This is a genomic window from Arthrobacter sp. P1_D12 (genome assembly GCF_056406175.1).
Window position 1 is genome coordinate 17,557 of sequence record NZ_JBFUAR010000022.1, and the last position, 24,852, is coordinate 42,408.

Annotated in this window: 22 protein-coding genes; 10 read left to right on the forward strand and 12 right to left on the reverse strand. The window is 62.5% G+C overall.

From position 1 onward, the window contains the following. Nucleotides 1-219: 219 nt before the first annotated feature. Together AC1DZV_RS16210 and AC1DZV_RS16215 are read right to left on the reverse strand one after the other, a co-directional pair. Nucleotides 220-1,506 carry an amidohydrolase gene (locus AC1DZV_RS16210; protein ID WP_476954108.1) on the reverse strand — a complete coding sequence of 429 codons (1,287 nt, stop codon included), beginning with the start codon at nt 1,504-1,506 and terminating at the stop codon, nt 220-222. 70 nt (nt 1,507-1,576) lie between these two features. Beyond that, entirely contained in the window at nt 1,577-1,927 is a 351-nt protein-coding gene (locus AC1DZV_RS16215; protein WP_476951271.1) for a TRIC cation channel family protein, read from the reverse strand. A gap of 255 nt (nt 1,928-2,182) precedes the next feature. Here AC1DZV_RS16215 and AC1DZV_RS16220 point away from each other — a divergent pair, with 255 nt between their 5' ends. Both AC1DZV_RS16220 and AC1DZV_RS16225 read left to right on the forward strand, forming a co-directional pair. Next, nucleotides 2,183-2,458 carry a hypothetical protein gene (locus AC1DZV_RS16220; protein ID WP_476951270.1) on the forward strand — a complete coding sequence of 92 codons (276 nt, stop codon included), beginning with the start codon at nt 2,183-2,185 and terminating at the stop codon, nt 2,456-2,458. A gap of 300 nt (nt 2,459-2,758) precedes the next feature. After that, a complete protein-coding gene (locus AC1DZV_RS16225; protein ID WP_476954109.1) occupies nt 2,759-4,282 on the forward strand; it encodes a glycoside hydrolase family 43 protein in 1,524 nt (507 codons plus the stop codon). A gap of 134 nt (nt 4,283-4,416) precedes the next feature. Here AC1DZV_RS16225 and AC1DZV_RS16230 read toward each other — a convergent pair whose 3' ends face one another. Further along, nucleotides 4,417-5,178, reverse strand: a complete 762-nt coding sequence (locus tag AC1DZV_RS16230; protein ID WP_476954110.1) for an HAD hydrolase-like protein — start codon at nt 5,176-5,178, stop codon at nt 4,417-4,419. A 75-nt stretch (nt 5,179-5,253) separates the two neighbouring features. Here AC1DZV_RS16230 and AC1DZV_RS16235 point away from each other — a divergent pair, with 75 nt between their 5' ends. Then, nucleotides 5,254-5,721: an Lrp/AsnC family transcriptional regulator gene (locus AC1DZV_RS16235; protein ID WP_476850815.1), complete on the forward strand. Its 468-nt coding sequence runs from the start codon at nt 5,254-5,256 to the stop codon at nt 5,719-5,721. Between the two features lie 215 nt (nt 5,722-5,936). On the opposite strand, the gene AC1DZV_RS16240 is transcribed toward AC1DZV_RS16235, so the two are convergent. Together AC1DZV_RS16240 and AC1DZV_RS16245 are read right to left on the reverse strand one after the other, a co-directional pair. Beyond that, nucleotides 5,937-7,349 carry an aldehyde dehydrogenase family protein gene (locus tag AC1DZV_RS16240; protein WP_476954111.1) on the reverse strand — a complete coding sequence of 471 codons (1,413 nt, stop codon included), beginning with the start codon at nt 7,347-7,349 and terminating at the stop codon, nt 5,937-5,939. Then, a complete protein-coding gene (locus AC1DZV_RS16245; protein ID WP_476951264.1) occupies nt 7,342-8,394 on the reverse strand; it encodes a homoserine dehydrogenase in 1,053 nt (350 codons plus the stop codon). The genes AC1DZV_RS16240 and AC1DZV_RS16245 overlap by 8 nt, the downstream gene beginning before the upstream one ends. 301 nt (nt 8,395-8,695) lie before the next feature. Between AC1DZV_RS16245 and AC1DZV_RS16250 the strand changes: the two genes are divergently transcribed. From AC1DZV_RS16250 to AC1DZV_RS16260, 3 genes are all read left to right on the forward strand, one after another. Beyond that, nucleotides 8,696-10,126 carry an amino acid permease gene (locus AC1DZV_RS16250; RefSeq protein WP_476951263.1) on the forward strand — a complete coding sequence of 477 codons (1,431 nt, stop codon included), beginning with the start codon at nt 8,696-8,698 and terminating at the stop codon, nt 10,124-10,126. A 200-nt stretch (nt 10,127-10,326) separates the two neighbouring features. Next, complete coding sequence (locus tag AC1DZV_RS16255; RefSeq protein ID WP_476954112.1) at nt 10,327-11,379, forward strand: alanine racemase; 1,053 nt, start codon at nt 10,327-10,329, stop codon at nt 11,377-11,379. Between the two features lie 37 nt (nt 11,380-11,416). Next, a complete protein-coding gene (locus tag AC1DZV_RS16260; RefSeq protein WP_476951261.1) occupies nt 11,417-12,217 on the forward strand; it encodes an IclR family transcriptional regulator in 801 nt (266 codons plus the stop codon). Here AC1DZV_RS16260 and AC1DZV_RS16265 read toward each other — a convergent pair. From AC1DZV_RS16265 to AC1DZV_RS16275, 3 genes are read right to left on the reverse strand one after another with little or no spacing between them, the layout of a single operon-like run. Then, nucleotides 12,214-12,990 carry an IclR family transcriptional regulator gene (locus tag AC1DZV_RS16265; protein WP_476951260.1) on the reverse strand — a complete coding sequence of 259 codons (777 nt, stop codon included), beginning with the start codon at nt 12,988-12,990 and terminating at the stop codon, nt 12,214-12,216. The two genes, AC1DZV_RS16260 and AC1DZV_RS16265, sit on opposite strands and share 4 nt — an antisense overlap. A gap of 31 nt (nt 12,991-13,021) precedes the next feature. Then, a complete protein-coding gene (locus AC1DZV_RS16270) occupies nt 13,022-13,774 on the reverse strand; it encodes a cyclase family protein (protein WP_476951259.1) in 753 nt (250 codons plus the stop codon). Next, nucleotides 13,771-14,220: a hypothetical protein gene (locus AC1DZV_RS16275; protein ID WP_476954113.1), complete on the reverse strand. Its 450-nt coding sequence runs from the start codon at nt 14,218-14,220 to the stop codon at nt 13,771-13,773. The genes AC1DZV_RS16270 and AC1DZV_RS16275 overlap by 4 nt, the downstream gene beginning before the upstream one ends. 322 nt (nt 14,221-14,542) lie before the next feature. On the opposite strand from AC1DZV_RS16275, the gene mmuM reads away from it, so the two are divergent. After that, nucleotides 14,543-15,550, forward strand: coding sequence for a homocysteine S-methyltransferase (gene mmuM / locus AC1DZV_RS16280; protein ID WP_476954114.1), 1,008 nt, complete (start codon nt 14,543-14,545; stop codon nt 15,548-15,550). A gap of 383 nt (nt 15,551-15,933) precedes the next feature. Here mmuM and AC1DZV_RS16285 read toward each other — a convergent pair whose 3' ends face one another. The 4 genes from AC1DZV_RS16285 to AC1DZV_RS16300 form a co-directional block, all read right to left on the reverse strand. After that, the gene (locus AC1DZV_RS16285) at nt 15,934-16,893 is read right to left on the reverse strand and encodes a carbohydrate kinase family protein (protein WP_476944998.1); all 960 of its coding nucleotides are present in this window, start codon (nt 16,891-16,893) and stop codon (nt 15,934-15,936) included. 120 nt (nt 16,894-17,013) lie between these two features. Continuing rightward, nucleotides 17,014-17,808: an ATP-binding cassette domain-containing protein gene (locus AC1DZV_RS16290; protein WP_476951256.1), complete on the reverse strand. Its 795-nt coding sequence runs from the start codon at nt 17,806-17,808 to the stop codon at nt 17,014-17,016. Further along, complete coding sequence (locus AC1DZV_RS16295; RefSeq protein ID WP_028275204.1) at nt 17,805-18,851, reverse strand: ABC transporter permease; 1,047 nt, start codon at nt 18,849-18,851, stop codon at nt 17,805-17,807. The genes AC1DZV_RS16290 and AC1DZV_RS16295 overlap by 4 nt, the downstream gene beginning before the upstream one ends. 115 nt (nt 18,852-18,966) lie before the next feature. Then, nucleotides 18,967-20,085, reverse strand: coding sequence for a substrate-binding domain-containing protein (locus AC1DZV_RS16300; RefSeq protein WP_476954115.1), 1,119 nt, complete (start codon nt 20,083-20,085; stop codon nt 18,967-18,969). Nucleotides 20,086-20,250: 165 nt separating this feature from the next. Here AC1DZV_RS16300 and AC1DZV_RS16305 point away from each other — a divergent pair, with 165 nt between their 5' ends. The 3 genes from AC1DZV_RS16305 (at nt 20,251) to AC1DZV_RS16315 (ending at nt 24,508) form a co-directional block, all read left to right on the forward strand. After that, on the forward strand, nt 20,251-21,249 hold the full coding sequence (locus AC1DZV_RS16305) for a LacI family DNA-binding transcriptional regulator (protein WP_476951254.1): 999 nt from the start codon (nt 20,251-20,253) through the stop codon (nt 21,247-21,249). Nucleotides 21,250-21,303: 54 nt separating this feature from the next. Further along, nucleotides 21,304-21,597 (forward strand): putative quinol monooxygenase, encoded by a 294-nt coding sequence (locus AC1DZV_RS16310; protein WP_028275207.1) that lies wholly within the window; start codon nt 21,304-21,306, stop codon nt 21,595-21,597. A gap of 286 nt (nt 21,598-21,883) precedes the next feature. Then, nucleotides 21,884-24,508 carry a GH32 C-terminal domain-containing protein gene (locus tag AC1DZV_RS16315; protein ID WP_476954116.1) on the forward strand — a complete coding sequence of 875 codons (2,625 nt, stop codon included), beginning with the start codon at nt 21,884-21,886 and terminating at the stop codon, nt 24,506-24,508. Nucleotides 24,509-24,852: the final 344 nt, after the last annotated feature.

A 24,852-nucleotide genomic window follows, 5' to 3' on the forward strand; every position in this document is an offset into this window, starting at 1 on the left:
GGGTATCGGCGGCGTAGGCAGACTCTCAGGCTGCGGTAGTGACAGACTTCCGGTGTTGTGAACGCATTCCTCCCGTCTTGCGAAATGCAGGCAAGCCGCAGTTCTGTGCACGGGTTGGTGCTGGTGTTTTGGGTCTTGCTGTCAGGGCCGACGGGGGATTGCACGGTTTATTGAATACGCAACATCTGCCACGGACGCGGCTGTCCCGTCCTCGTCTGATTAGGAGGCCGCCGCGTTGGCCGGTGGTGAATTATCCGGGCCCAGCCAGGCCATGGCTGCGGTGACGAGGGCTTCGGTGCCGGTCTGCAGGGTCGGCTGGAGGACGGGTAGGAACATCGGCGAGTGGTTGGCCGGAACGTCCTCCAGCACCCGGCCGTCCCGTACGGCAGCCCTGTAGGTCTGCGGGTCCGTTCCGCCGATGCCCCAGTAGGTGTAGGGGATGTTGCCGGTCCGCGGAATATCGCCAAAGTCCTCGCTGGCGGTCTGGAGCTCGAGGCTGCCGGCCCGGTCACCGAAGTAGGTGCTGAAGGCCCCGGCCACGCGCGTGGTTGTTGCCTCGTCGTTGACGGTGAGCGGAAAACTGTCGAAGGTTTCGAAGTCCGGTTCTTTGGGGGAGCCGCTGGCGGCGCACTCGGCTTGGACGGCACGTCGGACAGAGTCGAGAATCCGCTGCCGGGTGGCGTCGGTGTAGGTGCGCAGGTTCAGTTCCATGACCGCGTGGTCGGGGATGATGTTGCTCTTGGTCCCGGCGTGAAGGCTCCCGACGGTGAGGACGGCAGGTTCGGTGGGCGGGGTTTCGCGGGGAATGATTGCCTGCAGGCGAAGGACGATCATGGCGGCTAGCACGACAGGATCAATAGTGTTCTGCGGCATTGAGCCGTGGCCGCCGCGGCCGTGGACTGTGATGCGGAGGCTGTCGGCGCTGGATAAGACCGGGCCGGACCGGGTGGCGACGTGGCCCGAGACTCCGGGCAGCACGTGCTGGGCGAGTGCGACGTCGGGCGGGGGGATGCGATCAAGGAGAGCGTCGGCGAGCATGCCGCGGGCGCCGTCGCCGGTTTCCTCGGCTGGCTGGAACAGGGCAACGAGCGTGCCTCGCCACTTGTCCTGGTGCTCGGCGAGCAGTCTGGAGGCGCCCAGCAGGCATGCGACGTGAACGTCGTGTCCGCAGGCGTGCATGACGGGCACACGGTCCCCGCCCTGGTCCTGGGCTGTGATGGTGCTTGCGTAGTCCGCGCCGGTCCGTTCCTGCAGGGGCAGCGCGTCCATGTCGGCCCGGAGTAAAACCGTTGGCCCGTTGCCGTTTTGCAGCACCGCAGTGACTCCTGTTCCCCCGATCCCGGTCTCCGTTTGGAAGCCGTAGGAATCCATGCTGCGCGCCACGTTGGCGGCGGTGCGGTGTTCTTGGTGTGAGAGCTCAGGGTTTTGGTGGAGGTCCTTGTAGAAGTCCTCCTGTTCCGGGCGGATTGACTCGTAGTGTTGCAATATCTGTTCGGTCGCGGCCACAAGGTCTCCTTTCCTCCGGCTCGAGCGTCCTGCCCTGCCCCCCCAACCTACGCCGGGCCGGTCCGACCTGCTAGGTCTTGCCCGGTCGCGCGCCGTGCCGGGACCGGGCAGCGTGGGGAACCCGCCACCGCAACTGCAGGGAGAGCACCCGCAGGGTGAAGACCACGGCCGCGACGCAGAGTTCTGTCACGGCGTTGAACAGGCTCAGCTGCCACAGGGCAGTGATCAGGGCCGCTCCCAGTAGGGCCGGGACCGCGTAGATGTCCCGGGGGTTGAAGAGCTGCGGGCCCCGGTTGGCGACGACGTCACGCAGCAACCCCCCGCCGACCCCTGTGGTGACGCCCAGCAGGGCGGCCGAAACGGGGTTGATGCCCGCGTCCAGGGCCGTGACTGCCTGAGCGGCGGCTCCGTCTTTGGCCATCAGTCTCCTCGCTCCCGAAGTTGACCTAAAGCGGTTGGGATTTCGTATGCCCGAGGACAGACCAAATAGGTGGTAGCTTTACATAAGATCCGCTATCAACTCTCGCCCTGCAGAGTGGCCCATGGCCGATAGCGGAGGTGCCATCCCGGCGCCGTGATGCTGGACTCCTTGGCTGCTTCGGGGGAATAGCGGGGGCTGCGGCGGTCTTGTTCTAACCGGGGCGTCGACAACCGGCTGCCTCGTGAAAGGACCTCATTGCCCACTCCCTTTATCCCGTTCACCGTGCGCGCTACTGTCCGCGACGACCACAAGCGCTCTTTCCGCACGGACATAGAACGTCTTACCGGCGGTCATCGCGGGTGGGCGCCGCTGGATGTCGTCAAATCCACCGACACCCAGGCGCTGCTGCGAGGAGCGATCGCTCAAAGCGTTCACACCGCTACGGACGCGAGCCTCGCCCGCTACCTCCAGGATCGCTTTGTCGCTGATAACGATATTTATTTGGATCTCACCGTCTGCATCGGACGCTAGCAGACGCCCACGCAAGCCCCGGACCACGCTGGTCCGGGGCGTTTCCATGTGATCGAAAGGCAGCCGGGCACATACCGTCGCGCCCCTTGAAGGCATCGTGGCCAATTAGTGCAACGCTCTGGACCATGCAGCGGCAGCGCTGAATGACGTGGCGTCCCCGGCTGTGATGCGGGTGTGAGGCAGGGAAGGTGTTCCAACCAGTGAAAGTCCAGGTGGGACTGCAAGCCGGGACATCCTAGGGTTGAAATTCCTCTACTCCCGCAGACCGGGTAGTCAATGCCAGCAACGGACGGAGCCCCATTGGTTGACATTGCAGTCGAGCAGGTTCGGCAAGTAACATCTCCCGCAGCCATCACACCGGTTATTCCGGGTTTCCACCCTGACCCCACAATCTGTCGGGTCGGCTTCGACTATTTCCTGGCAACGTCGAGCTTTGAGTACTTCCCCGGAGCGCCGATCTTCCACAGCCGGGACCTCGTAACTTGGGATCAGATCGGGAACATCCTCACCCGGCGGAGCCAGTTCGCTGTTGGGGACGGGCGTCCTTCAGGCGGGATCTTCGGCTCAACGCTCAGGCATCACAACGGTGAATTCTGGTTCGTCACCACGAACATGAGCGACTTCGGTGGCGGTCATTTGCTGTTGCGGTCCAAGGAGGCTGCCGGCCCGTGGAGCGACCCAGTACAGATACCGGGAACGCTGGGCATCGACCCGGATATCGCGTGGGACAGCGACGGAAGTTGTTACCTCACCTGGGTGGGGTTCGGCCCCGGCGAGAATGAGTCCGGTATCGTCCAGGCGCGGCTGGATCCCGACGCTGGCCGCCTCTTGGAATCTCCCAGGAAGGTGTGGCAGGGAACAGGGTTGGCCTACCCGGAGGGGCCGCACCTGTATGAGGCGGGCGGCTGCTGGTATCTGGTTTTGGCCGAAGGCGGCACGGAACGCGGTCATGCCGTCTCTGTCAGCCGTGGCAGCAGTCCCGCAGGTCCTTTCGAACCGCATCCGAACAACCCCATCCTCCGTCATCGCAGCATGGCGGCGCCCGTCCAGAGTGTCGGCCACGCGGACCTGGTCGAAACGGTCGATGGTGATTGGGCCGCGGTTTACCTCGGTGTTCGTCCCCGAGGCGTTGTTCCCGGCTTTCACGTCCTGGGTCGAGAAACTTATGTTGCGGGTATCTCCTGGGACCAGGGTTGGCCGCGGTTCGATGAGGACCGTTATCAGGTTCCCGTCGTCGGGTCTTCGTTTATTGACGATTTCTCTTCAGACAGCCTTCACCCGCGGTGGATTTCACCCGGCCAGGACCCGGCTTCGTTTACGGCCGAAACCCCTGAAGGTCTCCTTATCAGGCAGAGCCAGACTGGCAGCGTTCCCATCTTGGCAACCAGGGTCCTCGGACACGTTTGGGATGCACGCGCGTCAGTTCTACTCTCGGGTGACGAGGCGGTCAGGTTCCTCCTGAGGATGGACGACTTCCATTGGTATGGCATCGAAGCCTCCGGACGCCAAATCCGGGTCGTGGCCCAGATCGGCCCCCTTCAACAGGTGGTAGCGACAGCGGAAATCGACCCAGCCCCTGGACCATTTCAGCTGGAAATCGCAGGCAACGACTCACCCTTGGCGGGCCAACCGGGCATAAATACTGGGCCGGACGAAGTCACATTGGGCTTTCGAGAGCACGGCGAGCTGACGACGCTCGCGCGGATGGACGGCCGGTATCTGTCCACAGAGGTCGCCGGCGGGTTCACCGGCCGCGTTGTCGGACTGGCGGCAACCAGCGGCAGCATTGTCATCGAACGGTTCGAATACAACCATCACGATTAGCGCCGCTCGAGTTCGTCCATCCCTGAGAGTCTCCGGCCCCATTTAAGGCACGATTGCGCTCTCCCAGCCAGTGCGGGAGCTCCACAGCCGGGGAGGAATGCGTGCGAACCCTAAACGCCGGCTTCGACGGCTCGTCAAACAGTGGAATGTGAATGACTGCTGGTCGCATTCGTGGACTCATCGCACGAGGGATGCTGCGCGGCTGACCGCCGGCGCTTCTCCAGGATCAGTGGCAGAAGGGCCGCAGGGGAGGCAGCAACGGCGGCGGCCTGCGAGGCTTCCTCGGCCTCCCCGTATCCCCAGAGTGCGAATATTGTGGGGATACCGTGGATAGCTGCTCCCGCGACGTCGTAGCTTCGGTCTCCGACCATTGCGGGACTGGAGATGTCTACGCCTGTGGAATGGAGCCGAAGCAGTAATTCGGCGATGACGTCTGCCTTGCTCGCTCTTCCCTCGCTATCTGACGCTCCGCATACGGTGATGAAGTGGCAATCAATTCCGAACATTCGCGCCAGTCGTATTGCTTGATCTTCAACCTTGGATGTGGCTACGGCCATCGGAATGCCGGCCGAATGTAGGCGTTCGAGTAGATCGATGATCCCGTCGTAGGGGCTGGACTGTTCGGCGCCATGATCGGCGTACGCTTTGCGATAATGTTGGAGGGCCTTTTGGGCCGTCTTTTCGTCCAGTTGTGAGACTGATCTGAAGGACTCGATCATGGGCGGACCAACGAATAGGCGCAGTACGTCCATGCTGGGGACCGGCGCGCCCACAGCTGCCAATGCCTGTGCAGCACTTGTTGTAACGCCCGGTGCCGAATCCAGGAGCGTGCCGTCCATGTCGAACAAGATGCAGCTAATGCCAGTGAGAGACGGCCGGGCTTGATGAAGTGTCATTTTTTCGAGGCCTTCGGTCTTGAAGTTGTTTCCGTACCGGTTGGGTCCGGGGGATTATTGCTGTGAAGGGCAGGCATGGATCGAGTGAGTCTTGATCAGATTGATCAGAGGATTCTTGCGGAGCTTACGAAGAACGCTCGCATGAGCCATGCAGAGCTGGCGACCAAAGTCCTCCTTTCGAGGAACGCTGTGCGCCAGCGGATCGAGCGGATGGAACGGCAAGGGTATATCCAGGGGTACACGATTGTTGCCGGCCCTCCGGGCCAGGGCCCGGTGTCCGCCTTCCTGATGGTTTACAGGAAGGACCGGGTGCGGGGGGCGGACGTCATCTCCGTGTTGCGGTCGATTCCCGAGGTGGTTCTGTGCGATGTCGTGAGCGGTGACTTTGATCTTCTGGTGAGGCTCGAGGCCCGGTCGCTGGAGAGGGTTCAGGAGATCTGGGAGCAGATCGCTGCTATTCCCGGAGTCACGGACACGGTGACGGCCATGACGCTTTCCAGTTTCATCAGGCGGGGCGCCGGAGGTGCCCGCGCCACGGAGTGAAAGTGATCAGACTCCGGTCATGTTTGGATTTCTGACAGGCAGCACGGCGGAGTCCAGCAGTGACCGAGCTGCGTCCCGATCCAAGGGGTTCTTTCTGGTGACGATGTCCAGAATGATTGATCCGTCCGGGAGGGCTTCCGTGGTGCGCAGTTTTGTGCCGGCTGCTCCGAGGAACTGGAGGGGCGCAGTCCCTCGGCCGCGCCCCTCCAGTTCGATCAGTTCTTGATGCAGATGACTTTGGGCTGGGTCATCTCCTCATACGCGAAATGGACGCCCTCCCTGCCCATGCTCCCGTACTTAGCCCCGCCGAATGGCATGCCGTCGAACCGGTAATCAGAGGAATCATTGATCATGACGCCGCCTGCTTCGAGCTGGCGGGCCGCATCCATGGCCCTGGCCAGGGAGTCGGTGAATATGCCCGCATGAAGACTGAACTCGATGGCATTGGCGACGTCGATGGCCTCTTCGAAGGTGTTGAATTTACGAAGCATGACCACAGGGCCGAAGACCTCCTCCCTCCACAGGCTGCTGTCCGCCGGGACGGCTTCCAGGACGGTCGGCTGAAGCACATTGCCGTCCGTGACGTTGCCTGAGAGCAGGACGGCGCCGGCGACGAGGGCCACGTCCAGTTTGGACTGGAGCTCCTGCAATGCTGTGGGGCTGATCATGGGTCCGACATCCGTCTGTTCATCCGATGGATCTCCGGCAACCAACCGCGCCGTTGCCTCCAGGAAGCGCTGGCGGAACGCGCCGTACACGGGGGCGGCCACGAGGATCCGCTGCACCCCTACGCAGTTCTGGCCGGCGGCCCAAAACGCTCCGGAGACGCAGGATTCCACGGCTTTCTCGATGTGGGCATCGTCCAGGACGATCACGGGTGCGTTTCCGCCGAGATCCATGGAAAGCTTCTTCAGGCCTGCCGTGCGGGCGATACTCTCCCCAGTGGAGAACCCCCCGGTGAAGGACACCATTCGTACGTCCCGGGACCGAATGATTTTTTCGGCCACTTCCCGGTCGCCGTGAACAATCGTGAGGGCTTCCGGCGGGAGGCCGGAGCTCACGAGGGCGTCCGTGAGCAGCTGGGCTGACAGGGGAGTCAGCGCAGAGGGTTTGAGGATCACGGCGTTTCCTCCGGCGATTGCCGGGCCGATCTTGTGTGCCACCAGGTTGAGGGGGTCGTTGAAAGGAGTGATCGCGGCAATGATGCCTAGTGGTTCGCGGGAGTACCATCCTGTGCGGTCCTCTGAGCCCTCGTAGGAGTCAAAGGGTATGACTTCACCGGCGTTCCGGCGTGCTTCGGCAGCCGAGAGGCGGAGCGTGTTGACCGCGCGCAGTACTTCCTTCCGCGCCTGGCGGATCGTTTTACCGGCCTCGGACACAATTGTTTGCGCGAACTCCTCGTTGCGCTGCTCGATCTCCGTTGCGGCGCCGTCCAGTATCTTCCCGCGTGCGTTGCGGGACAGAGCCCGTGCCTTCCGGGCGCCGACGCGGGCCGTTTCGATCACGGCATTGCCGGCGGTGGCTTCGGTCAGCGAAACCGCGCCGACCACTCTGCCGTCGTAGGGGCTCATCACGTCGCGGAACTGCGGCAGCGCCGTTTCCGTCGAGCACAGCGTTGATTCAGACATTTGCGGCTACTTCCATGCTGGCTGCGTGCATTGCGATGATGTCAGAGAGCAGGGCGTAGGCGGTCTCCACACGGCCGGCTCCCGGTCCGGAGACGGTTACGGGGCCCAGAAGGTCGGTGTCGAAGGACACGGCATTGGTTGCGCCGGAAACTCCGGCCAGCCCATGGCCGAGGGGGAGCGCTACGGGGGAGACGCCTGCGGTCACTGACCCGTCCGGGTTCCGCCGCGCTGAACCCACGAGCTTCCAGCGGCGTCCCTCGCGGGTTGCCTTCTGGATATTCTCCGGCGTCACTGTCGAAATCCCCTCCCGCTGAACGTCCTTTAGTTCGATGCCTGCGTCGAGCAGCTCGTTGGCGAGGATCAGTACCTTGAGCTGAACGTCGTATCCCTCGATGTCTGCTGCGGGATTGGCTTCGGCGTAGCCGAGTTCCTTTGCCTCGCTGATGGCCTCTTCGAAGCCCAGTCCGGATTCCATCCGCCCGAGCACATAGTTGCTGGTGCCGTTGAGGATGCCTTCGAACCCGTTCAGCTTCAGCCCCGCGAACATTTTCTTGGCCAGGCGGATGACAGGAGTGCCGCTCATGACGGCACCCTCGAATTCGAAGTGCACGCCGTTCTGTTCGGCCAAGGCGGTCAGTTCGGCGCCGCGGAGGGCAACCGGGCCCTTGTTCGTCGTGCAAACGCTCTTGCCGGATTCGAGGCCCCAGCGTACGTGCGAAACTGCTGGCTCGCCGTCGTCGGGATTCGTGAACGTGGCCTCGCAGATGATGTCGGCGGTGCAGTCACGAATAACTAATTCGTTATTGGTGTCCGCGGACCCGCCATGGGCGGCGAAGGTTTCGCTTCCACCGTCCAAATTGAGTGCGATGCCGAGGTCGATCCCCTCGGGCTGGACCAGCGAGCCGAGACGCAGGTCGGTAATGGCCACGACACGCAGGCCGAAGCCCAGCTCGGAACGAAGTGTGTCACCGCGTGTTGCGACCAGTTCGGCCAGCGTCCTGTTGACGCCCCCGAAGCCGATCAGCGCAATGTCATAGGTGGTCATGGTGCTCCTTAAGTCAGATACATCGGTCCTCCAATGCTCACCGCATTCCATGTCCGTCAGTGCATGTCATTGTGACCGAACAACCGGGCGAACTGACCATCTGTGTGCCGATTCGGCAGCAGAGTCACGAGGTAACTTAGGTGCAACATAAGCATGTTGAAATGTTTTTAATGACCCAAAAGCCGTTTTCGTGTTACTTTCATCACTACCGCCACTGCACAGCCCGAGGCGCCCTGCCCCCAAGCCGGGGCGATGTGTCGCATCTTTCGCATCAGACCTATCCACTCACCTGGGAGAAACCATGGAACCGTCATCACCTGTCCAGCTAGACACACAGCCCACGTTTCCCCCGTCGACCGACACTGGGCTCCGGCGGTCCATGGGGGCACGCCATCTGGTCATGATCGCCATGGGCGGGGTGATCGGCTCAGGGCTGTTCCTGAGCTCGGGCTACACCATTTCCCAGGCCGGACCGCTCGGCGCGGTCATCGCCTATCTGGTCGGCGCCTTCGTTGTGTACCTGGTTATGGCCTGCCTCGGCGAGCTTGCCATCGCGTATCCGGTCTCAGGCGCCTTCCACATTTACGCGGCGAGGTCGATCGGGCCGGCCACAGGGTTCGCCACGGCCTGGCTGTACTGGCTCTGCTGGGCAGTGGCCATCGGATCGGAGTTCACTGCCTCCGGTCTCCTCATGCAGCGCTGGTTCCCGGATGTTGACGTCTGGGTCTGGTGCGTCATCTTCGCCTCGATCCTCTTCGGATTCAATGCAGTTTCCTCGAAGTTTTTCGGCGAGTCCGAGTTCTGGTTTGCCATCGTTAAAGTCGGCGCCATCGTGGTCCTCATCGTTCTTGGTGGCGCGGCGTTGTTCGGCATCCACCCGCTCAGTGAGGGAGGCAGCCACCCGTTCATGTTTGAGAATTTCAACACCTCCAGCGGTCTCTTCCCCAACGGTTTCAGCGGCGTCCTAGTCACTGCACTTGCAGTGTTTTACGCCTTCTCCGGCTCGGAACTCATCGGTGTGGCAGCGGGGGAAACAGCTGACCCCGCCACCAGCATCCCCAAAGCGATGCGCAGCACAGTCATCCGCCTGCTGATCTTCTTCGTCGGAGCAATCGCTGTCATCGCAGCTACCATCCCGTTTGATCAGGTAGGCCTGGATGAAAGCCCGTTCGTGACTGTCTTCTCATCCATAGGCATTCCTTTTGCCGCCGACATCATGAACTTCGTCATCATCACCGCCCTCCTCTCCGCTGGAAACAGCGGCCTCTTCTCCTGCGCACGGATGCTCTACTCCCTTGCCGATGAGGGGCACGCCCCCCGGGCGCTGAAGAAACTGACCCGGGGCGGTATCCCCCTAATCGCGCTTTCAGTCAGCATGCTCGGAGGCCTTGCGTCGCTCATCAGCAGCGTCGTTGCGCCCGAAACGGTCTACCTGGCTCTCGTTTCAGTGGCAGGTTTCGCCGTCGTCGGGGTCTGGATGTCCATCACGGCCTCGCACTTTTTCCACCGGAGGTCCTTCGTCAGGAACGGCGGCGATGTCGCCGCCCTTGCCTACAAAGCCCCGCTGTTCCCGCTGGTGCCCATCCTGGCCTTTTCGCTCTGCCTAATTTCGCTCATCGGCATCGCTTATGACCCCAACCAAGTAGCAGCCCTCTATTTCGGAGTTACCTTTGTTGGCGCCTGCTACGCCTTCTTCTACTTCAAGTACGGACGCAAGGCGCGCGCAAACTAACTGTCCTAATGCCGCCATCAACCATCGCCTACCCAGCTACTCGGCCGGGGACTTTCGTCCCCGGCCGAGAAGCCGTCCAACGGATAAACCATGAATTCACAAGACCTGAGGCAACGCGTACGCAGTTCGGGCCTCGACGCCGGCAGCGGCTGGAGATTGACGCAGCAGCTTTCGAGTCAAACGTCCGGAACCTCCTGTCTATGATCGATAACCGGGCGCTCCTGTGCGCAGTGGTCAAGTCCCATGCATACGGACACGGAGCTGACCTTTTACTCCCTTCCCTTGTTCGTCTAGGCGTTCCCTTCGTCGGAGTAGGAAGTAACGAGGAGGCAGGCATTGCACGCCGCTGCGGTTTTGCGGGCCGGATTTTGCGTGTCCGTGCCGCGGCTCCGCAGGAGATCAAGGCCGGCATGCGTCACGGAGTCGAAGAACTTGTTGCCGACCCGCAGAGCGCCTGGGAGATGCACAAGATCGCTGCCGAGGCCGGGACGGCGATCCGCATTCACCTCGATATCAACGCTTCCGGGATCAGCAGGCACAGCCTCGACGTCTCGTCCACGCTTGGGCGGGCATCTGCGGTAGGGATCGTGAGCCACCCTGGGCTCATACTGGCCGGGATCATGACTCATTTTCCCAAGGACGATACCGGCCATATCGAAACGGCTCTACTTCGTTTCCGCAGTCAGGCGTTGACGCTGCTCCAACTGACCGGAACGCGCCGGGAGGACGTGCTGCTCCACTGTGCCAACTCCTACGCCGCGCTGCACGTCCGCGGCTCGTGGCTGGACATGGTCCGTGCCGGGGCAGTCCTCTACGGCGATTCGGAACCTACAACAGGGCGCTTCCAACGGTGTTTGGCCTTCAAAGCCCGGACCGCTTCCATTAATAGCTATGCAGCAGGTACCAAAGTCGGCTACGGGCTAACCCACACCTTGGACCGGGACTCAAGGCTGGCATCAGTGACAGCGGGTTACGGAGATGGTTACCGGCGGGCACTGGCCAGCCAAGGCAGCGTGCTTGTCCGCGGCCGACGCGCTGCCATAGTCGACATCGTTTCGATGAATTCCATGGTTGTCGACGTCACCGACGTGGCGGGAGTTTCCCCTGGAGACGAAGTCGTGCTGTTCGGGCGGCAGGGACGCGCAGAAATCGCTCCGGCAGAACTGGAAGCAGCGAATTCAGCGATACTCGCTGACCTCTACACTGTGTGGGCGCAAGGAAACCGCGTCCTGGTCAACAATGAAGACATGTGAGAATAGGCGTAGTCATCGGGCGGAAGGAGCACGGAGCATGGATTCTTCCTCGGAAGCGTCGTCCATGGCCCAAGGACTTCGAATAGTTCGGTTGGTCGCAGACAGGGAGAAGCGGGGCAGGCGGCTTCTCGGCGTTTCCCAGCTCGCATCCGAGCTGGATATGGAACAAAGCCGCGTCTCACGGCTGACGCAGGAATTGTGTGAGCTGGGACTGCTGGAGCGAGTCGAACGCGGCCCCTTCCGAACCGGTCCACGTTTTTTCAGCCTGGCCGCAGCGCTGAATACCGGCTGGGTCCGCGAATCAAAAACCGAACTTGAGGCGTTAGTGGCTTCTTTCGGCCTTAGATCCAGAGTTTCCGTCCGTGATGGCTTCCGGGTCGTTCTCCTGCGGGCCTCCAGTAACGATGCGGTACCCGGCAGCTTCGTGAAACCCGGCATGGTGACGCCCGTGTGGTGCACCGGCTCCGGACGGGCCTTGCTGTGGGACGACCAACAGCCAGCCGTGGAAGTCCTTCTCCAGGATGTCAACTTTATCGGCGTAGGCGGTCCGGGGGCGGCCCATTCGCCGCAAGAAGTCGCCGAACTGATGGACCGGGACAGGGCACGGGGCTTCATTGTCGCGGAGGAAGAATTCGAGCACGGAATCTACGAACTGGCCGTTCCGGTCCGCAACGCTGAAGGATCGATTCTGGCCGCGCTCAGCGTCCTCGGCAGCCGGGCCGAGATCAAACCCAGCACCAGTGACATTGCAAAGGCCCTTACGGCAGCAGCCGAGCGGCTGGGGTCCTTTGAGGGCCATCCCCGGGGCAACGCAGTCCGGAAGGGCCTTGCCAGCTAGGGCCGGTTCTGCGGCGCCGCGTGACCCAACGTTGACTCAAGCCACTTTCCCCAGGACACGAGAGCCGTAGCGCATAGCTCCAGGCGCGGCTCCAAGCGTGTCTTGGCGCCGACGACCTGAAGCGCTGCCACCACATCGCCCTTGAAGTCGCGAATCGGAACGGCCAGGGAGTAAAGTCCTGGTTCGGCTTCCTCGTCGACAACGGAGTACCCCCGTGCTCGCGCCCCGCGCAGTCGTGACAGGAAGTCCTCGACGTCAAGCGGTGTATTGGGGCCATGGCGCACGAAGGGAACGCCGGAGAAAATGGTTCGGACTTCGGCGTCCGAGGCTTCCCACAGCAGGGCCTGGCCGGCATCGCTACAATACGCCGGGTAGGGCCGGCCCAGCCACGAACCGACCATGTTGCTACTTGCCGGAACACGCTCACCGATGGTGACAGTACTGTTTCCGCTCATAACTCCAAGGAAGCATCCTTCGTTAGTTTCACCGGCCAAGCCTTCCAGGGCGGTTACGCCGTCGGTCTGCAGCCGCTGCTCTGTCAACAGCTGTGCGTCTGTCAGGAGCGACCAGTTCATTGTGTAGGACCGGTGGTCTCCGCGTGCCAGAAACCCCTCCTGCTCGGCGGTCCGCAGGCTGCGCGAAACCTGGCTGCGGTCCCTGCCCAGATCGGCTGCTATATCAGCGACCGTTCCGCCAGACAGGCCTTCTGCGTTGCGGGAGCCCACCGCGAGGACAGCCATGATTCCCCGGCCCATGCTGGACGTCTTAGACATGGATCCGATTCTAGTCACTGGAGACCGTGTCTTAGTGGATGGCGAAGACACGGGCTGGAAAGCCGCTGCCGTGCAGGGGTTTCGGCCAGCTTGCAATGAGGATCGCGCCGGCTTCTGGAAGTCCGTCCAGATTCGCCATCAGCTCGATCTGCCACCGGTTCCGCGCCAGGACATAGGTCTCCAAGCTGAAATCCTGGCGGGACGTAGCCAGTCCCGGGTCTGTGTCTGTCTGCTCATGGCCGACGGCTGTTACCGACCGCTCCTCGATCAGGAAGGAGAGGACTTCCTGGGACCAGCCAGGCGTGTGGCTGGCCCCCTTATCGTCCCTGTTTGCCATGGCGTCGGCGTCGGGCCAACGATGGCTCCACCCTGTCCGCAACGCCACAAAGGCCCCGGGGGCGATGGCACCGTTGCGGCGCTCCCATGCCTGGACGTCCTCCATCGTAGGAGTGGCGTCCGCATTTGCGGTGACCCGCGCGGTGATGTCGAGGATGGCCAGTGGAAGGACCATGTCCTCCACAGGAATCTGGTCCAAGGTCCGTCCCCCACGGATGAAATGCGAGGGAGGGTCAACGTGCGTACCCCATTGGCCGATGATCGAATAGCGGTGAGCGGTGAAACCGTCGCCTTTCTCCAGGTCAAAGACCGCCTCCCTGATTTCGTCGGGGAAGGCCGGGAAATGCGGCTGGCCGGGGTGGAAGGCGTGCGTCAGATCGGTGAATGACCTGCCCGCCAGCAACGCCTGCAGACCGTCCCAAAGTCCGGCCGTGGTGGCTTCAATCATGATGCGGCCTCGCTCTCAAAGAGTGCGGGAAGGGCTGTGCTGGAGACGCTGACCGGGCCTGTCAGTTCGATGACCGGTACCTCCCAGGGATGGATATCCACGATGTGCTGCAGGAAGCGTTCCACGGCGGCGTCAGGGAGCGCCGCATCGAAATACGTCGTGAAGACCAAGGTAGGCGAAATTGTCCGCTGCCCCACCTGCCCCAACGTAGGGTTAGCGCCTTCAGTGCAGGTGAAACCCTCGAAGCCCAGGCCGGATTCGAATACATGCCTGTAGTTGCCAAAATCCCCTAAGTCAGGGGATTCCGACGAAGCCCGGAGCAGGGCCGCGATGCCGGCCTCATCTTTGAATGCTTCTGCGTCGCCCCTGGCGAGCCGCGAGAAAGTTTCCGAAGCTATGGGCCAATGCACGCGCAGCTTGCGGACTGATTTCATTGCAATTTTCAAGGGAAGCCTCTTCCTGGGCAGTTCGCAAATGGTGTCTGAAGGCTATGGTGGCATAGAGTGATATGCATTACAAGCATGAATAAATGCTTATTACGCACACTATTGGAGGGGGGCGCGTTCTCTCGGCACATCCGCCAGACTCTGGGCGTGACTGAGCCACGGAACACCGGTCAGAGCAAGCGGCTGCTGACCGTCATCTGCAAGCCACGGGCTGCACTGCGCCTTTTGGCAATGCACGCTGTGCTACCGTGCATTGCCGGCCGCGAGGCGCCGCAACTGCCCGGCAGGAAAGAACAAACCGAAATGCTTGGAGCCGTGAACGATGCCCAGTAACACCTTGCTTTCCCGCACTCTCGACGCCGGAGCGAACCTGACCGTGGACGGTGCACTCGCCACCGAGCTTGAAGCGCACGGCTGCGATCTGGAAGACCCTTTGTGGTCGGCTAAAGTCCTTCTGGAGCAACCGGAACTGGTCAAGCGCGTACACCACGATTACTTCCGCGCCGGAGCCACTGTCGCCATCACGGCGAGCTATCAAGCCACACCCCTGGGATTTGCGCGCCGCGGCATCGGCGAGGAAGCGGCCTTGGAACGGGTGGCATTGAGTGTGCGCCTGGCCGACGAGGCACGCCGCGAGTACCTGGCGGAAAAACCGGATGCGGGCCCCCTGCTGGTTGCAGGATCGGTCGGGCCCTACGGCGCGTACCTTGCCGATGGATCGGAATACCGAGGCGACTATGTCCTCAGCCAAAACGAGTTTTTGGAGTTCCACCGGCCTCGAATCGCAGCGCTGGTGGCGGCCGGAGCGGACTTTCTTGCCTGTGAGACGCTGCCTTCATTGCCGGAGGCCGAGGCCCTGCTGGCACTCATGAAAGAGTTTGACGTCGAAGCCTGGCTCTCCTTCACGTTACGGGATGGCGGCCACCTCAGCGACGGTACGCCGCTGGCCCAGGCGGCAAAGCTCTTTTCGGCGGAGCCGCTCGTGGCGGCTATCGGCGTGAACTGCGTGCCGCTGGAGCTGGTCTCCCCATCGCTGGAGGCCCTGGGCAGAGCCACTGATACGCCCCTGATCGCATATCCGAATTCGGGCGAAAGCTATGACGCAGTCACCAAAACGTGGGGTCCGGCCGCGGCGAGCACTTCAGGCCCCGATAGCAAACAGCCCGCAAGCCTTGCGGAGGGAACGCCAATCTGGCGTGAACTTGGTGCACGGCTCGTGGGTGGGTGCTGTCGAACGACCCCACAGGATATTGCCGCCGTGACGGCGCTGTCAGAAACTCACAAACCTGGATATCGACCGGTTGGTGCTGCTGGCGCAAAAAACTTCTGACGCGTCACGAACTTGGCCTATACGCAGTTAACCTAAGTGGCAATGTCCCCTATTGAGTAGCGATGTATCGGGATCTGTGCAGCAGCACCGCCGTTTTTTGCGTTTCGGTGAGCTGCCTAAGCGGAACAGATTGGCCGGCGGGGCATAAGCGAATCCGGAATCCCGGCGTCGGTAGAGGATTTTCCGGTCTGGGGGCGGGCGAGGGTGGCGCTGAAGGAGCGGTATCCGGGACGCGTTGGGTCTTGGATCTGCAGCCCAAACGCCGTGTCCTTTACGTAGTTCGCGGACACGGATCACGAAACGCGGCGCGCCGCCTCAGATAGGCGGCAACCATCTTATTTGGTGAACGGTCTTGTGTGACAACCGTCATTTGATTAGGTGGTTCAGGAACCCCCGTATTGGGCACCGGAATGGGCTTCGATTGCGATGTTGAGTTCTTCCAGGGTCGGGGGGTTTGCTCCCGGGCGCTGCACGGTGATGGCCGCTGCTGCAGCTGCGGTGTGTCCAAGCTGCTCCAGGACAGCTGGGGCGAAGCCTTCGGTTCCTCGGGTGAGAAAGCCCAGGATCAGGGCGGACATGTAGGAGTCCCCGGCGCCGATGGTGTCGGCAACTTTGGACTTCACGGCGGGAATGCTGATGTTAGCGGCGGGGGTGGTGAATTGTGAGCCGTCGGCGCCTTTGGTGATGACGGTAAGTCCGGCGCCCAGACCGAGGATGTGTGCTGCGGTTTCGTCCAGGCTTTTTTGGGGGTACAGCCAGCGGGCGTCTTCGTCGCTGAGTTTGACGACGTCGGTTAGGGGCACGAGCTCTTCGAAGGTGGCCAAAGCTTCCCTGTGGCTGCCGAGCAGCGCTGGACGGATATTGGGGTCATAGGTGACCATGCAGTGTGTGCGGGCTTGTTCGAGCAGGGATTTCACGGCGCCCGCGCCGGGATTAAGGAAAGTGGCGATGGATCCGGTGTGCAGGATTTTTGGGAAGAAGGCGGGGGCTGTCGGGGCAAGATCCCAGGAGATGTCGAAGTCGTACTTCGCGGAGCCGTCGGGTTCAAGGGTTGCTGTGGCCGATGCCGTTTTGGTGAGGGATTTTGATCCGGGCAGGAGTATGACGCCTGCGCTGCTGAGGTGGTTTTCGATGGAAATCCCACGCGCGTCCGAGGCGATGGCTGTGAGCAGACCTGTGGTGACGGCGAGGCGGCCAAGTCCGTAGGCGACGTTGGCCGGTGAGCCGCCGGGGTGTTCCACCGTGTCGTGCGACGTGGTGACCACGTCGATCAGCGCTTCGCCTATGACCATGACGTCGAGCATCTGGTGAGCGTCGTTCCGGGCTGTTGTGAGGTAATCCATGGTCTGTCTCTCGTGGGATGGTGATGATGGGAACTCCCGGTATGGATCCGCCCCCSGACCTGGGGGAGGTCCGCGGACGGAGAAGGGGCTCCGGTAGAGCGGGCGGGTACTAGCCGGACCTCAGGCGGTGGCTGCGCCGGTCATGATCGCCACTGCGTCGGTCATGGTGTGTGATTGCGGAGTGATGGTGGCAGCGCACTTGCCCAGGCGCTGGATGTGGATCCTATCCGCTACGTCAAAGACGTGGGGCATGTTGTGGCTGATCAAGATGACCGGCAGGCCGCGGTCGCGAAGGTCCCGGACCAGCTGGAGCACCTGGTTCGATTCCCGGACGCCAAGTGCCGCCGTCGGTTCATCCAGCACAACGACCTTTGAACCGAACGCTGCGGCGCGGGCCACGGCGACAGCCTGGCGCTGGCCGCCGGAGAGGTTCTCCACCGGCACCGTCACGTCCTGCAGGGTGGAGATGCCCAGCCGGGTCAGCTCATCCTTGGCCTTGGTGCGCATGCCTTTGGTGTCGAGCATCCGGAACACGCTTCCGAGGAGCCCCGCGCGCCTTTCCTCACGGCCCAGGAACAGGTTGGAGGCGACGTCCAGCGCCGGTGAGACCGCCAGGTTCTGGTACACGGTTTCGATGCCGTGGACCCTGGCGTCCTGCGGCCGCTTGAAGTGCACCTGCTGTCCCGACACAAAGAGTTCTCCTGTGTCGGGAACTTCGGCGCCGGTGAGGCACTTGATCAGGGTTGATTTGCCTGCACCGTTGTCGCCAATGATCGCCAGGACTTCGCCCGGGTACAGGTCCAGGCTGACGCCGTCCAGTCCCACGACACGGCCGAAAGTCTTGACGAGGTTCCGGGCCTGCAGGATGGGCTCGCGCGTGGCGACGTGGGAGGCTTCAAATTCAGTCATGGTCATGACTTGACCTTTCGGATCCACTGATCGACGGACACAGCAACAATGATGAGGACGCCCACGGCGAGCGTCTGGTAGAGCACGTCCAGCCCGGCGAGCGAGAGGCCGTTGCGGAAGACCCCGACGATCAGGGCGCCGAGGAGGGTTCCCCAGACGGAGCCGCGGCCGCCGAAGAGGCTGGTTCCGCCGATGACGACGGCTGTGATGGAGTCCAGGTTCAGGTCCACGCCGCCGTTGGGGCTGGCTGCGTTGGTGCGTCCGATCTGGATCCAGGCGCCGACGGCCAGGACGGCGCCGGCTGCGAGGTAGACGCTCATGAGGACACGGTTTACCGGGATGCCGGCCAGGCGGGCGGCTTCCTTGTCATCTCCGACGGCGTAGACGTGCCGGCCCCAGGCCGTCTTGCCCAGGATGAAGGCGACCGCGATGTAGAGCAGGAGCATCATGACGACGCCCGTGGAGATCCTGACCGGGCCCACCGGGAAGGTGGTTCCTGTCCAGGTCAGCAGGGGCGGCATGGCCGAGCCGCGCACTGTCGCTCCGTTGGAGTAGAGCAGTGTCAGGGCGATGAAGATGTTGAGCGTGCCCAGGGTGACGATGAACGGCGGGAGCCGGAACCTGGTGACCAGGAATCCGTTCAGGGCTCCGGCGGCGAGTCCGACCACCAGGCCTGCGAGCAGGGCGAGAGGCGCGGGTATTCCGTTGTTGACGGCGAGCTGGGCCATGACCATGGACGACAGGATCATCACGGCCCCGACGGAAAGGTCGATGCCTGCCGTAAGGATGATGAGGGTCTGGGCGATGGCCAGGGTGCCGACGACGGAGACCTGCTGGGTAATCAGGGAGAGGTTTTCAACCCGCAGGAACCTCTCATTGAGGAGGCTGAACACCACCACCGCGATGAGAAGCACGAGGGCGGGGCTGACGGCGGGGTAACGGTGGAGGATATTGCGTATCCGGCTAAGCGGTGTCTGGCGGTCGAGGAATTCCTCGGCCAGGTCGGCCTGCCCGGCGCTGGGCGGTCCGGCGGTCTGTTGCTGGGTCACGATTGGTCCTGATCTTCGGTGATGGTTGCTAGGGCGGAGCTAGCTCGGTAGATGAAGTGCGGGGAGGCCGATAGCGGACTCCGGCCTCCCCGTCCCCTTAGTGAAGCTGGGTGGGTTACTTTCCCCAGCAGATGTCGGAGGCCTCGGTGGTGGTGATGCTCTTGACGCCGTCGACCGGCTTGTCCGTGACAAGCTCGACGCCGGTGTTGTAGAAGTCAAGCCCCGGTGAGTTGGCCGGCTTCTGGCCGGTCTTGGCGAGGTCAACGATGGCCTTCACTCCCAGTTCGGCCATCTTGACCGGGTACTGCTGGGCCGTGGCACCGATGACTCCGGACTTGACGTTGTTGACGCCGGGGCATCCACCGTCCACCGAAACGACCAGGACGTCCTTTTCCTTGCCGGCAGACTTCAGGGCCTCGAAAGCGCCGGCCGCAGCGGGTTCGTTGATCGTGTAGACGACGTTGATGTTCGGGTTCTTGGACAGGAGGGTTTCCATGGCGGTGCGGCCGCCGTCTTCGGCGCCCTGCGAGGCCTGGCTGCCGACGATCTCGTATTCGCCGCCCTTGCCGCCGGTGTACTTTCCGGTCTTGGCCTCGTCACCGTTCTTCTTCTTGTCCGCGGTGTCGATGCCGAGTCCCGTGAGGAAGCCCTGGTCCCGGTTGTAGTCCACGGAGACAACCTTGTCGTCAAAAAGATCGACGAGGGCAATGGTCGCTTTCTTCCCCTCCAGCTGGGCTGCGGTCCACTTGCCGATCAGCTCACCCGCGGCGAAGTTGTCGGTCGCGAACGTGATGTCGGCGGCGTCGGCCGGGTCCGGAGGTGTGTCCAGGGCGATGACGAACAGGCCGGCATCCTTGGCCTTCTTCAGGGCATCCACTACAGACGGGCCGTTGGGGGTGATCAGGATGCCCTTGTCGCCCTTGGAGATCGCGTTCTCGATGGCCTGGATCTGGGTGTCCTCGTCGCCGTCAGCCTTGCCGGCAGCCAGCTTCAGGTCCACGCCCTCGGCCGCGGCGGCCTTCTTCGCCCCGTCTTCCATGGCGACGAAGAACGGGTTGGTCGTGGTCTTAACGATCAGCGAGACGCCGACCTTTTCACCGGACGCGGCTCCCGTTGATGAGGCGGACGGGGAACTTCCACCACATGCTGAAAGACTGAGCGCTCCCAGAGTCAGGACTGCTCCTGCAGCGAAGAGGCGGGTGGCCGTTGAACGGGGTGCTTTGGAACTCAACATTGAATCTCCTGATGTTTGAGGCCCTCACTGGCCTCGACAACGATGTCATGTACGATGTAATCAGCATCACACTAGAGAGTCAATAGATGCAACTTAGAAGGAGCGATATATTTGACAACGATGTCCGATCGTAGCCAGCCGACCCTTTCCGCCAGTCGTCCGACAATGCGCCACGTGGCTGCCCTTGCCGGCGTCGGAATAAAGACCGTCTCCCGCGTGATCAACGACGAACCTGGCGTGTCGGACGCCACCCGGGAAAAGGTGCTCAGCGCTTCACGGCAACTTAACTACCAGCTGGACATGGCCGCCGGCAGCCTGCGCCGCGCGGGCAGAAGGACGCTCTCGGTCGGGCTGTTGCTGCCGAGTGTTTCCAACCCGTTCAGCGGCGAGATCAACCGGGCCATAGAAGATGCTCTTGGGGCCAGGGGAATCGCGGTCTTTGCGGCGAGCCTGGATGATGACCCCCAGCGGGAGCAGGACATCGTGGCGGCATTTCTTGGGCGGCGTGTCGACGGGCTCATCCTCACGCCCATCGCCAGGAGCCAGGCGTATGTGATCCCGGAGCATTCCCGTGACCTGCCTTTGATCTTCATTGACCGTGAACCGGTAGGAGTGGAAGCAGATGCCGTCGTGACCGACAACGCCGCAGGCTCCGCGAGGGCAGCTGCTCACCTGATCAGCCGCGGCCACGCCAGGCTCGCCTATCTGGGGGACCGCACCGACATCCAGACCGCCCGGGAACGCCGGCGGGGGTTCATTGAGGAGATCGGCCGGCAGGGAATTCCCACTTCCACGATTCCCGTTCGTGAAAACCTGCACGATGAGGAATCGGCCAGATTGGCCGTGTTGGAACTTCTCACCGCTGCCGAACCACCGACGGCGATTTTCTCCAGCCAGAACCTCATCACTTTCGGCGCCATGCGCGCTCTGAGAGAGCTCGGGCTGAGCAAACGCGTGGCCTTAATCGGATTCGATGACTTCACGCTTGCCGACATGATGGATCCCGGCGTGACAGTCATTGCCCAGCACCCCGAGCGAATCGGGAAGCTGGCAGCAGAGCGGCTCCTGGCCAGGATCGATGGCGACCAGCAGCCCCCGCATACCTATGTTGTCCCGTCTGAGCTCATACAACGAGGCTCCGGGGAACTCCGCCCTCCGGCCTGACAGGGGTGGCCTCCTGAACTATATTTCGAACCCATCGACCTGAAAGGGATCATGATGACCAAGACCCTGTATGCCGAGTTCACCGTCAAGCCCGGCAGCGAAGCCCGCGTTGCTGAAATGATGCTCGAACTGACCCGGCATGTGCGCCGTGAACCGGGCAACGAGCTGTTCCTTCCCTGCACCCGGGAAGAGAACCCCCGGGAGTACTTTGTCTTCGAGGTCTACCGCGATGAAGCCGCGTTCCAGGAACACATCGGCGCCGACTACGGCGCCAGATTCAACGAGGAACTGGCCCGCCATATCGAAGGCGACGCCTCGGAACTGACCTGGCTTCTGCCGCTGGAATAGCCCTCAGCCAAATCCAGCCGATCCACGGTCGGCGGGAGCTGCTGCGTCCAGGACCCACGGAGACGGCTGAACGGAGCCGCCTGCCGGAAATAACCCTTCCAGCCCTACCGCTGGGAGGGAATTTTCTGCTGCCCGCCCATCGCCTCGCCCGGCTCAGCCGCGCGGCGGGCGGCCTCATTCCCGCGCCGCCAAAACCGTTGACTTGTCTGACGGACATCACTTAGTGTCCTTCGCACTGACAACGTTGTCTACCGACGACGCGCGCAACGAAGGGCGAATCAAACGAATGAAGAACACGACCACCCGCAGGACGCATGCCGTTTCTGCACTGACGCTCGCGGGACTGACGCTGGCCGCGGCACTGGCAGGTTCCCTGCCGGCGTCGGCCGCGACGGGCCCCGGGGACGAACCCTACCGGCCGGCCATTCACTACACGCCGGCAAAGAACTGGATGAACGACCCCAACGGGCTCGTCTTCTACAAGGGCGTCTACCACATGTACTACCAGCACAACCCCTCCGGTAACACCTGGGGGAACATGTCCTGGGGCCACGCCGCGTCGAAGGACCTTGTTCACTGGCAGGAGCAGCCGCTGGCGATCTCCACCGATGCAGAGCAGGACATCTTTTCCGGCAGCGTCGTCGTGGACAAGGACAACACGACCGGTTTCGGTACGAAAGAGAACCCACCGCTGATCGCGATCTTCACCAGCGCCTACAAGGACGCCTCGCCCCACCGCGGCCTGCAGGCGCAGTCCCTGGCCTACAGCCTCGATGACGGCCAGACCTGGACCAAGTACTCCGGCAATCCTGTACTGAACCGAAACTCCGCCAACTTCCGTGACCCGAAGGTCTCCTGGTACAACAAACCCGGCGGCGGAGGCTACTGGCTCATGACCGCCGTCGAAGCCACGGATCACAAGGTCGTCCTGTACAAGTCCGCCAACCTCAAGGACTGGACCCCACTGAGTGAATTCGGACCAGCCAATGCCACCGGCGGGCAGTGGGAATGCCCCGACCTGTTTCCCCTCGCCGTGGACGGCGACCCGAAGAACGTTAAATGGGTCATGGTCGTCAACATCAACCCCGGAGGCGTGGCCGGCGGCTCCGCTGGCCAGTACTTCGTGGGCAACTTCGACGGCACCACCTTCACCTCCGAAACCACCAAACCCGTGGCCACGCCCCCTCCCGGGACGGTCCTGGCCGGATTCAACGACGGAACTTACAACGGCTGGACCGTCAACAACGAGCCAGGAAACTGGAAGAACGGCCCATTCGGCAGCACTCCGGCAAACGGAGTCCTTCCCGGCCAGAGCCCCGTGACCGGCTTTGACGGCAGTGGCCTGATCAACTCCTTCAACGACGGCGACTGGCCGCTCGGGTCCATGCAGTCACCTAACTTCACCGTGACCGACGACTACCTGAACTTCCTCGTGGGCGGTGGCAAGCACCCCCGCGTCTCCGACAAGCTGGACAACACCCCGCCCGAAGGGGAGCTCAAGTTTGACGGCTTCGAGGTTCCCGCCGGGACATCGCTGGCCGACACCGGCTGGACCGGGACCGGCGACCTCACCCCCAACTTCCAGCCCTCCACCAGCGGCGGGGACTTCTACCTCGGGGCCAAACGGATCAACACCTTCGAGACCGGCACCGCACCGGGCGATGACCGGCAGGGCACCCTGACATCACCGGAATTCCCCATCACCAAGAATTTCATGAGCATGCTGGTCGGCGGCGGCAACCGCTCCGCGGACTCCGGACAGATCCTGGCCGCCCAGTTGCTCGTCAACGGCAAGGTGGTCCGCTCCCTCGCAGGAGACAATTCCGGAATCCTGAACTGGAAAGGCTGGGATGTCGCCGAGTTCGCGGGACAGAATGCACAGTTGCGTGTAGTTGACCAGGCCACCGGCGGGTGGGGACACCTGACCCTTGACCACGTCATGCTGACTGACGGCCCGGCCGTTCCCCGGTCTGACGAGGAATCGGTAAACCTCGTGGTCAACGGACAAGTGGTCCGCACGGCCACCGGAAACGACAGTGAAAAGCTTGACTGGGCATCATGGAATGTCAAAGAATTCGTTGGCCAACAAGCACATATCAAAGTGGTCGACAATAACCGATTCGGTTGGGGCCACATTCTCGCGGACGACTTCATGCTCTCCTCGAAACCGGCACAGTCGGCCCTGGAGACCTATGACTGGCTGGACTACGGACGCGACTACTACGCCTCCGTGTCCTTCGCCAACATGCCCGAAAACAAACGGGTCATGCTGGGCTGGATGAACAACTGGGACTACGCCAACAACATCCCCACCAACCCGTGGCGCAGCGCCATGGCCCTGCCGCGCGAAGTGAAATTGACCCAGACCCCGGAAGGGCCCCGGCTCACCCAAAGCGCCGTCAAGCAGGTCGACAAGCTGGCCCAAGAGCCAAGCTACTCAACGACGAAGGGCATCCCGATCGAGGAGGGAACAACCCCGCTGCCCGCGGCCGCCTCCGGTCAGGTCCAACGAGTCGACATCACCTTCGCGCCGGGCACGGCCAAGAAATCCGGCATCACCGTGCTGGGCGATGGAGCCGCGTCCACCGTCATCGGCTACGACGCCACGACCGGGAAGCTCTTCGTTGACCGCACTAACTCCGGCAACACCGCGTTCCACCCGGCCTTCGCTTCCATCGAGGACACCCCCGTCACCCTGGACAAGAAGGGCTACGTCACCCTTCGGGTCTTCCTCGACCGCTCCTCAGTTGAAGTGTTCGCCCAGGATGGTCTGCGGACCATCACCGACCAGGTATTCCCCAACGCCGGAGCCGACAAGATGGCCCTCTTCGCAGAAGGCGGTACCGCCCAGCTCAAATCACTCACCGTGACACCGCTTGAAAAGGCAATGTTCCTGGCTGAAAAGAAGTGACCCAACCCGCCGCCTGACGGGCTCCCCAAGGAGCCGGAACTGAAGGGATTGCGCCCCGTATTGCACCGGGCTCAATCCCTTCAGTTCGTCCATACCCCGGCGGCCGAAACATCTCAGTGCTGACCTGGCTCCAGCAGGTCAGCTGACACAACAGAAGGCTGGGGGGCGCCAGTCCTCCCCGTAGGAGACCAATCCCCGAAGAATCTACGCGTGGTTTCTGGTAGCACGGCTACCGAAAGATTGCCGAGCGCCGCTGCAACTGCTGCCGTCAACATCTGAGGTTCKACTGGTGATGCGAGAGGGTCGCGGAACTGCTGTGCTTTGACGGCTGGCGAGGCATCGGC

Coding starts and splice junctions, on each gene's coding strand:
- AC1DZV_RS16215 (WP_476951271.1), bottom strand. CDS start 1,927: ATGGCCAAAGACGGAGCCGCCGCTCAGGCAGTCACGGCCCTGGACGCG.
- AC1DZV_RS16230 (WP_476954110.1), bottom strand. CDS start 5,178: ATGACACTTCATCAAGCCCGGCCGTCTCTCACTGGCATTAGCTGCATC.
- AC1DZV_RS16235 (WP_476850815.1), top strand. CDS start 5,254: ATGGATCGAGTGAGTCTTGATCAGATTGATCAGAGGATTCTTGCGGAG.
- AC1DZV_RS16240 (WP_476954111.1), bottom strand. CDS start 7,349: ATGTCTGAATCAACGCTGTGCTCGACGGAAACGGCGCTGCCGCAGTTC.
- AC1DZV_RS16245 (WP_476951264.1), bottom strand. CDS start 8,394: ATGACCACCTATGACATTGCGCTGATCGGCTTCGGGGGCGTCAACAGG.
- AC1DZV_RS16250 (WP_476951263.1), top strand. CDS start 8,696: ATGGAACCGTCATCACCTGTCCAGCTAGACACACAGCCCACGTTTCCC.
- AC1DZV_RS16255 (WP_476954112.1), top strand. CDS start 10,327: ATGATCGATAACCGGGCGCTCCTGTGCGCAGTGGTCAAGTCCCATGCA.
- AC1DZV_RS16260 (WP_476951261.1), top strand. CDS start 11,417: ATGGATTCTTCCTCGGAAGCGTCGTCCATGGCCCAAGGACTTCGAATA.
- AC1DZV_RS16265 (WP_476951260.1), bottom strand. CDS start 12,990: ATGTCTAAGACGTCCAGCATGGGCCGGGGAATCATGGCTGTCCTCGCG.
- AC1DZV_RS16270 (WP_476951259.1), bottom strand. CDS start 13,774: ATGATTGAAGCCACCACGGCCGGACTTTGGGACGGTCTGCAGGCGTTG.
- mmuM (WP_476954114.1), top strand. CDS start 14,543: ATGCCCAGTAACACCTTGCTTTCCCGCACTCTCGACGCCGGAGCGAAC.
- AC1DZV_RS16285 (WP_476944998.1), bottom strand. CDS start 16,893: ATGGATTACCTCACAACAGCCCGGAACGACGCTCACCAGATGCTCGAC.
- AC1DZV_RS16290 (WP_476951256.1), bottom strand. CDS start 17,808: ATGACCATGACTGAATTTGAAGCCTCCCACGTCGCCACGCGCGAGCCC.
- AC1DZV_RS16300 (WP_476954115.1), bottom strand. CDS start 20,085: ATGTTGAGTTCCAAAGCACCCCGTTCAACGGCCACCCGCCTCTTCGCT.
- AC1DZV_RS16305 (WP_476951254.1), top strand. CDS start 20,251: ATGCGCCACGTGGCTGCCCTTGCCGGCGTCGGAATAAAGACCGTCTCC.
- AC1DZV_RS16310 (WP_028275207.1), top strand. CDS start 21,304: ATGACCAAGACCCTGTATGCCGAGTTCACCGTCAAGCCCGGCAGCGAA.
- AC1DZV_RS16315 (WP_476954116.1), top strand. CDS start 21,884: ATGAAGAACACGACCACCCGCAGGACGCATGCCGTTTCTGCACTGACG.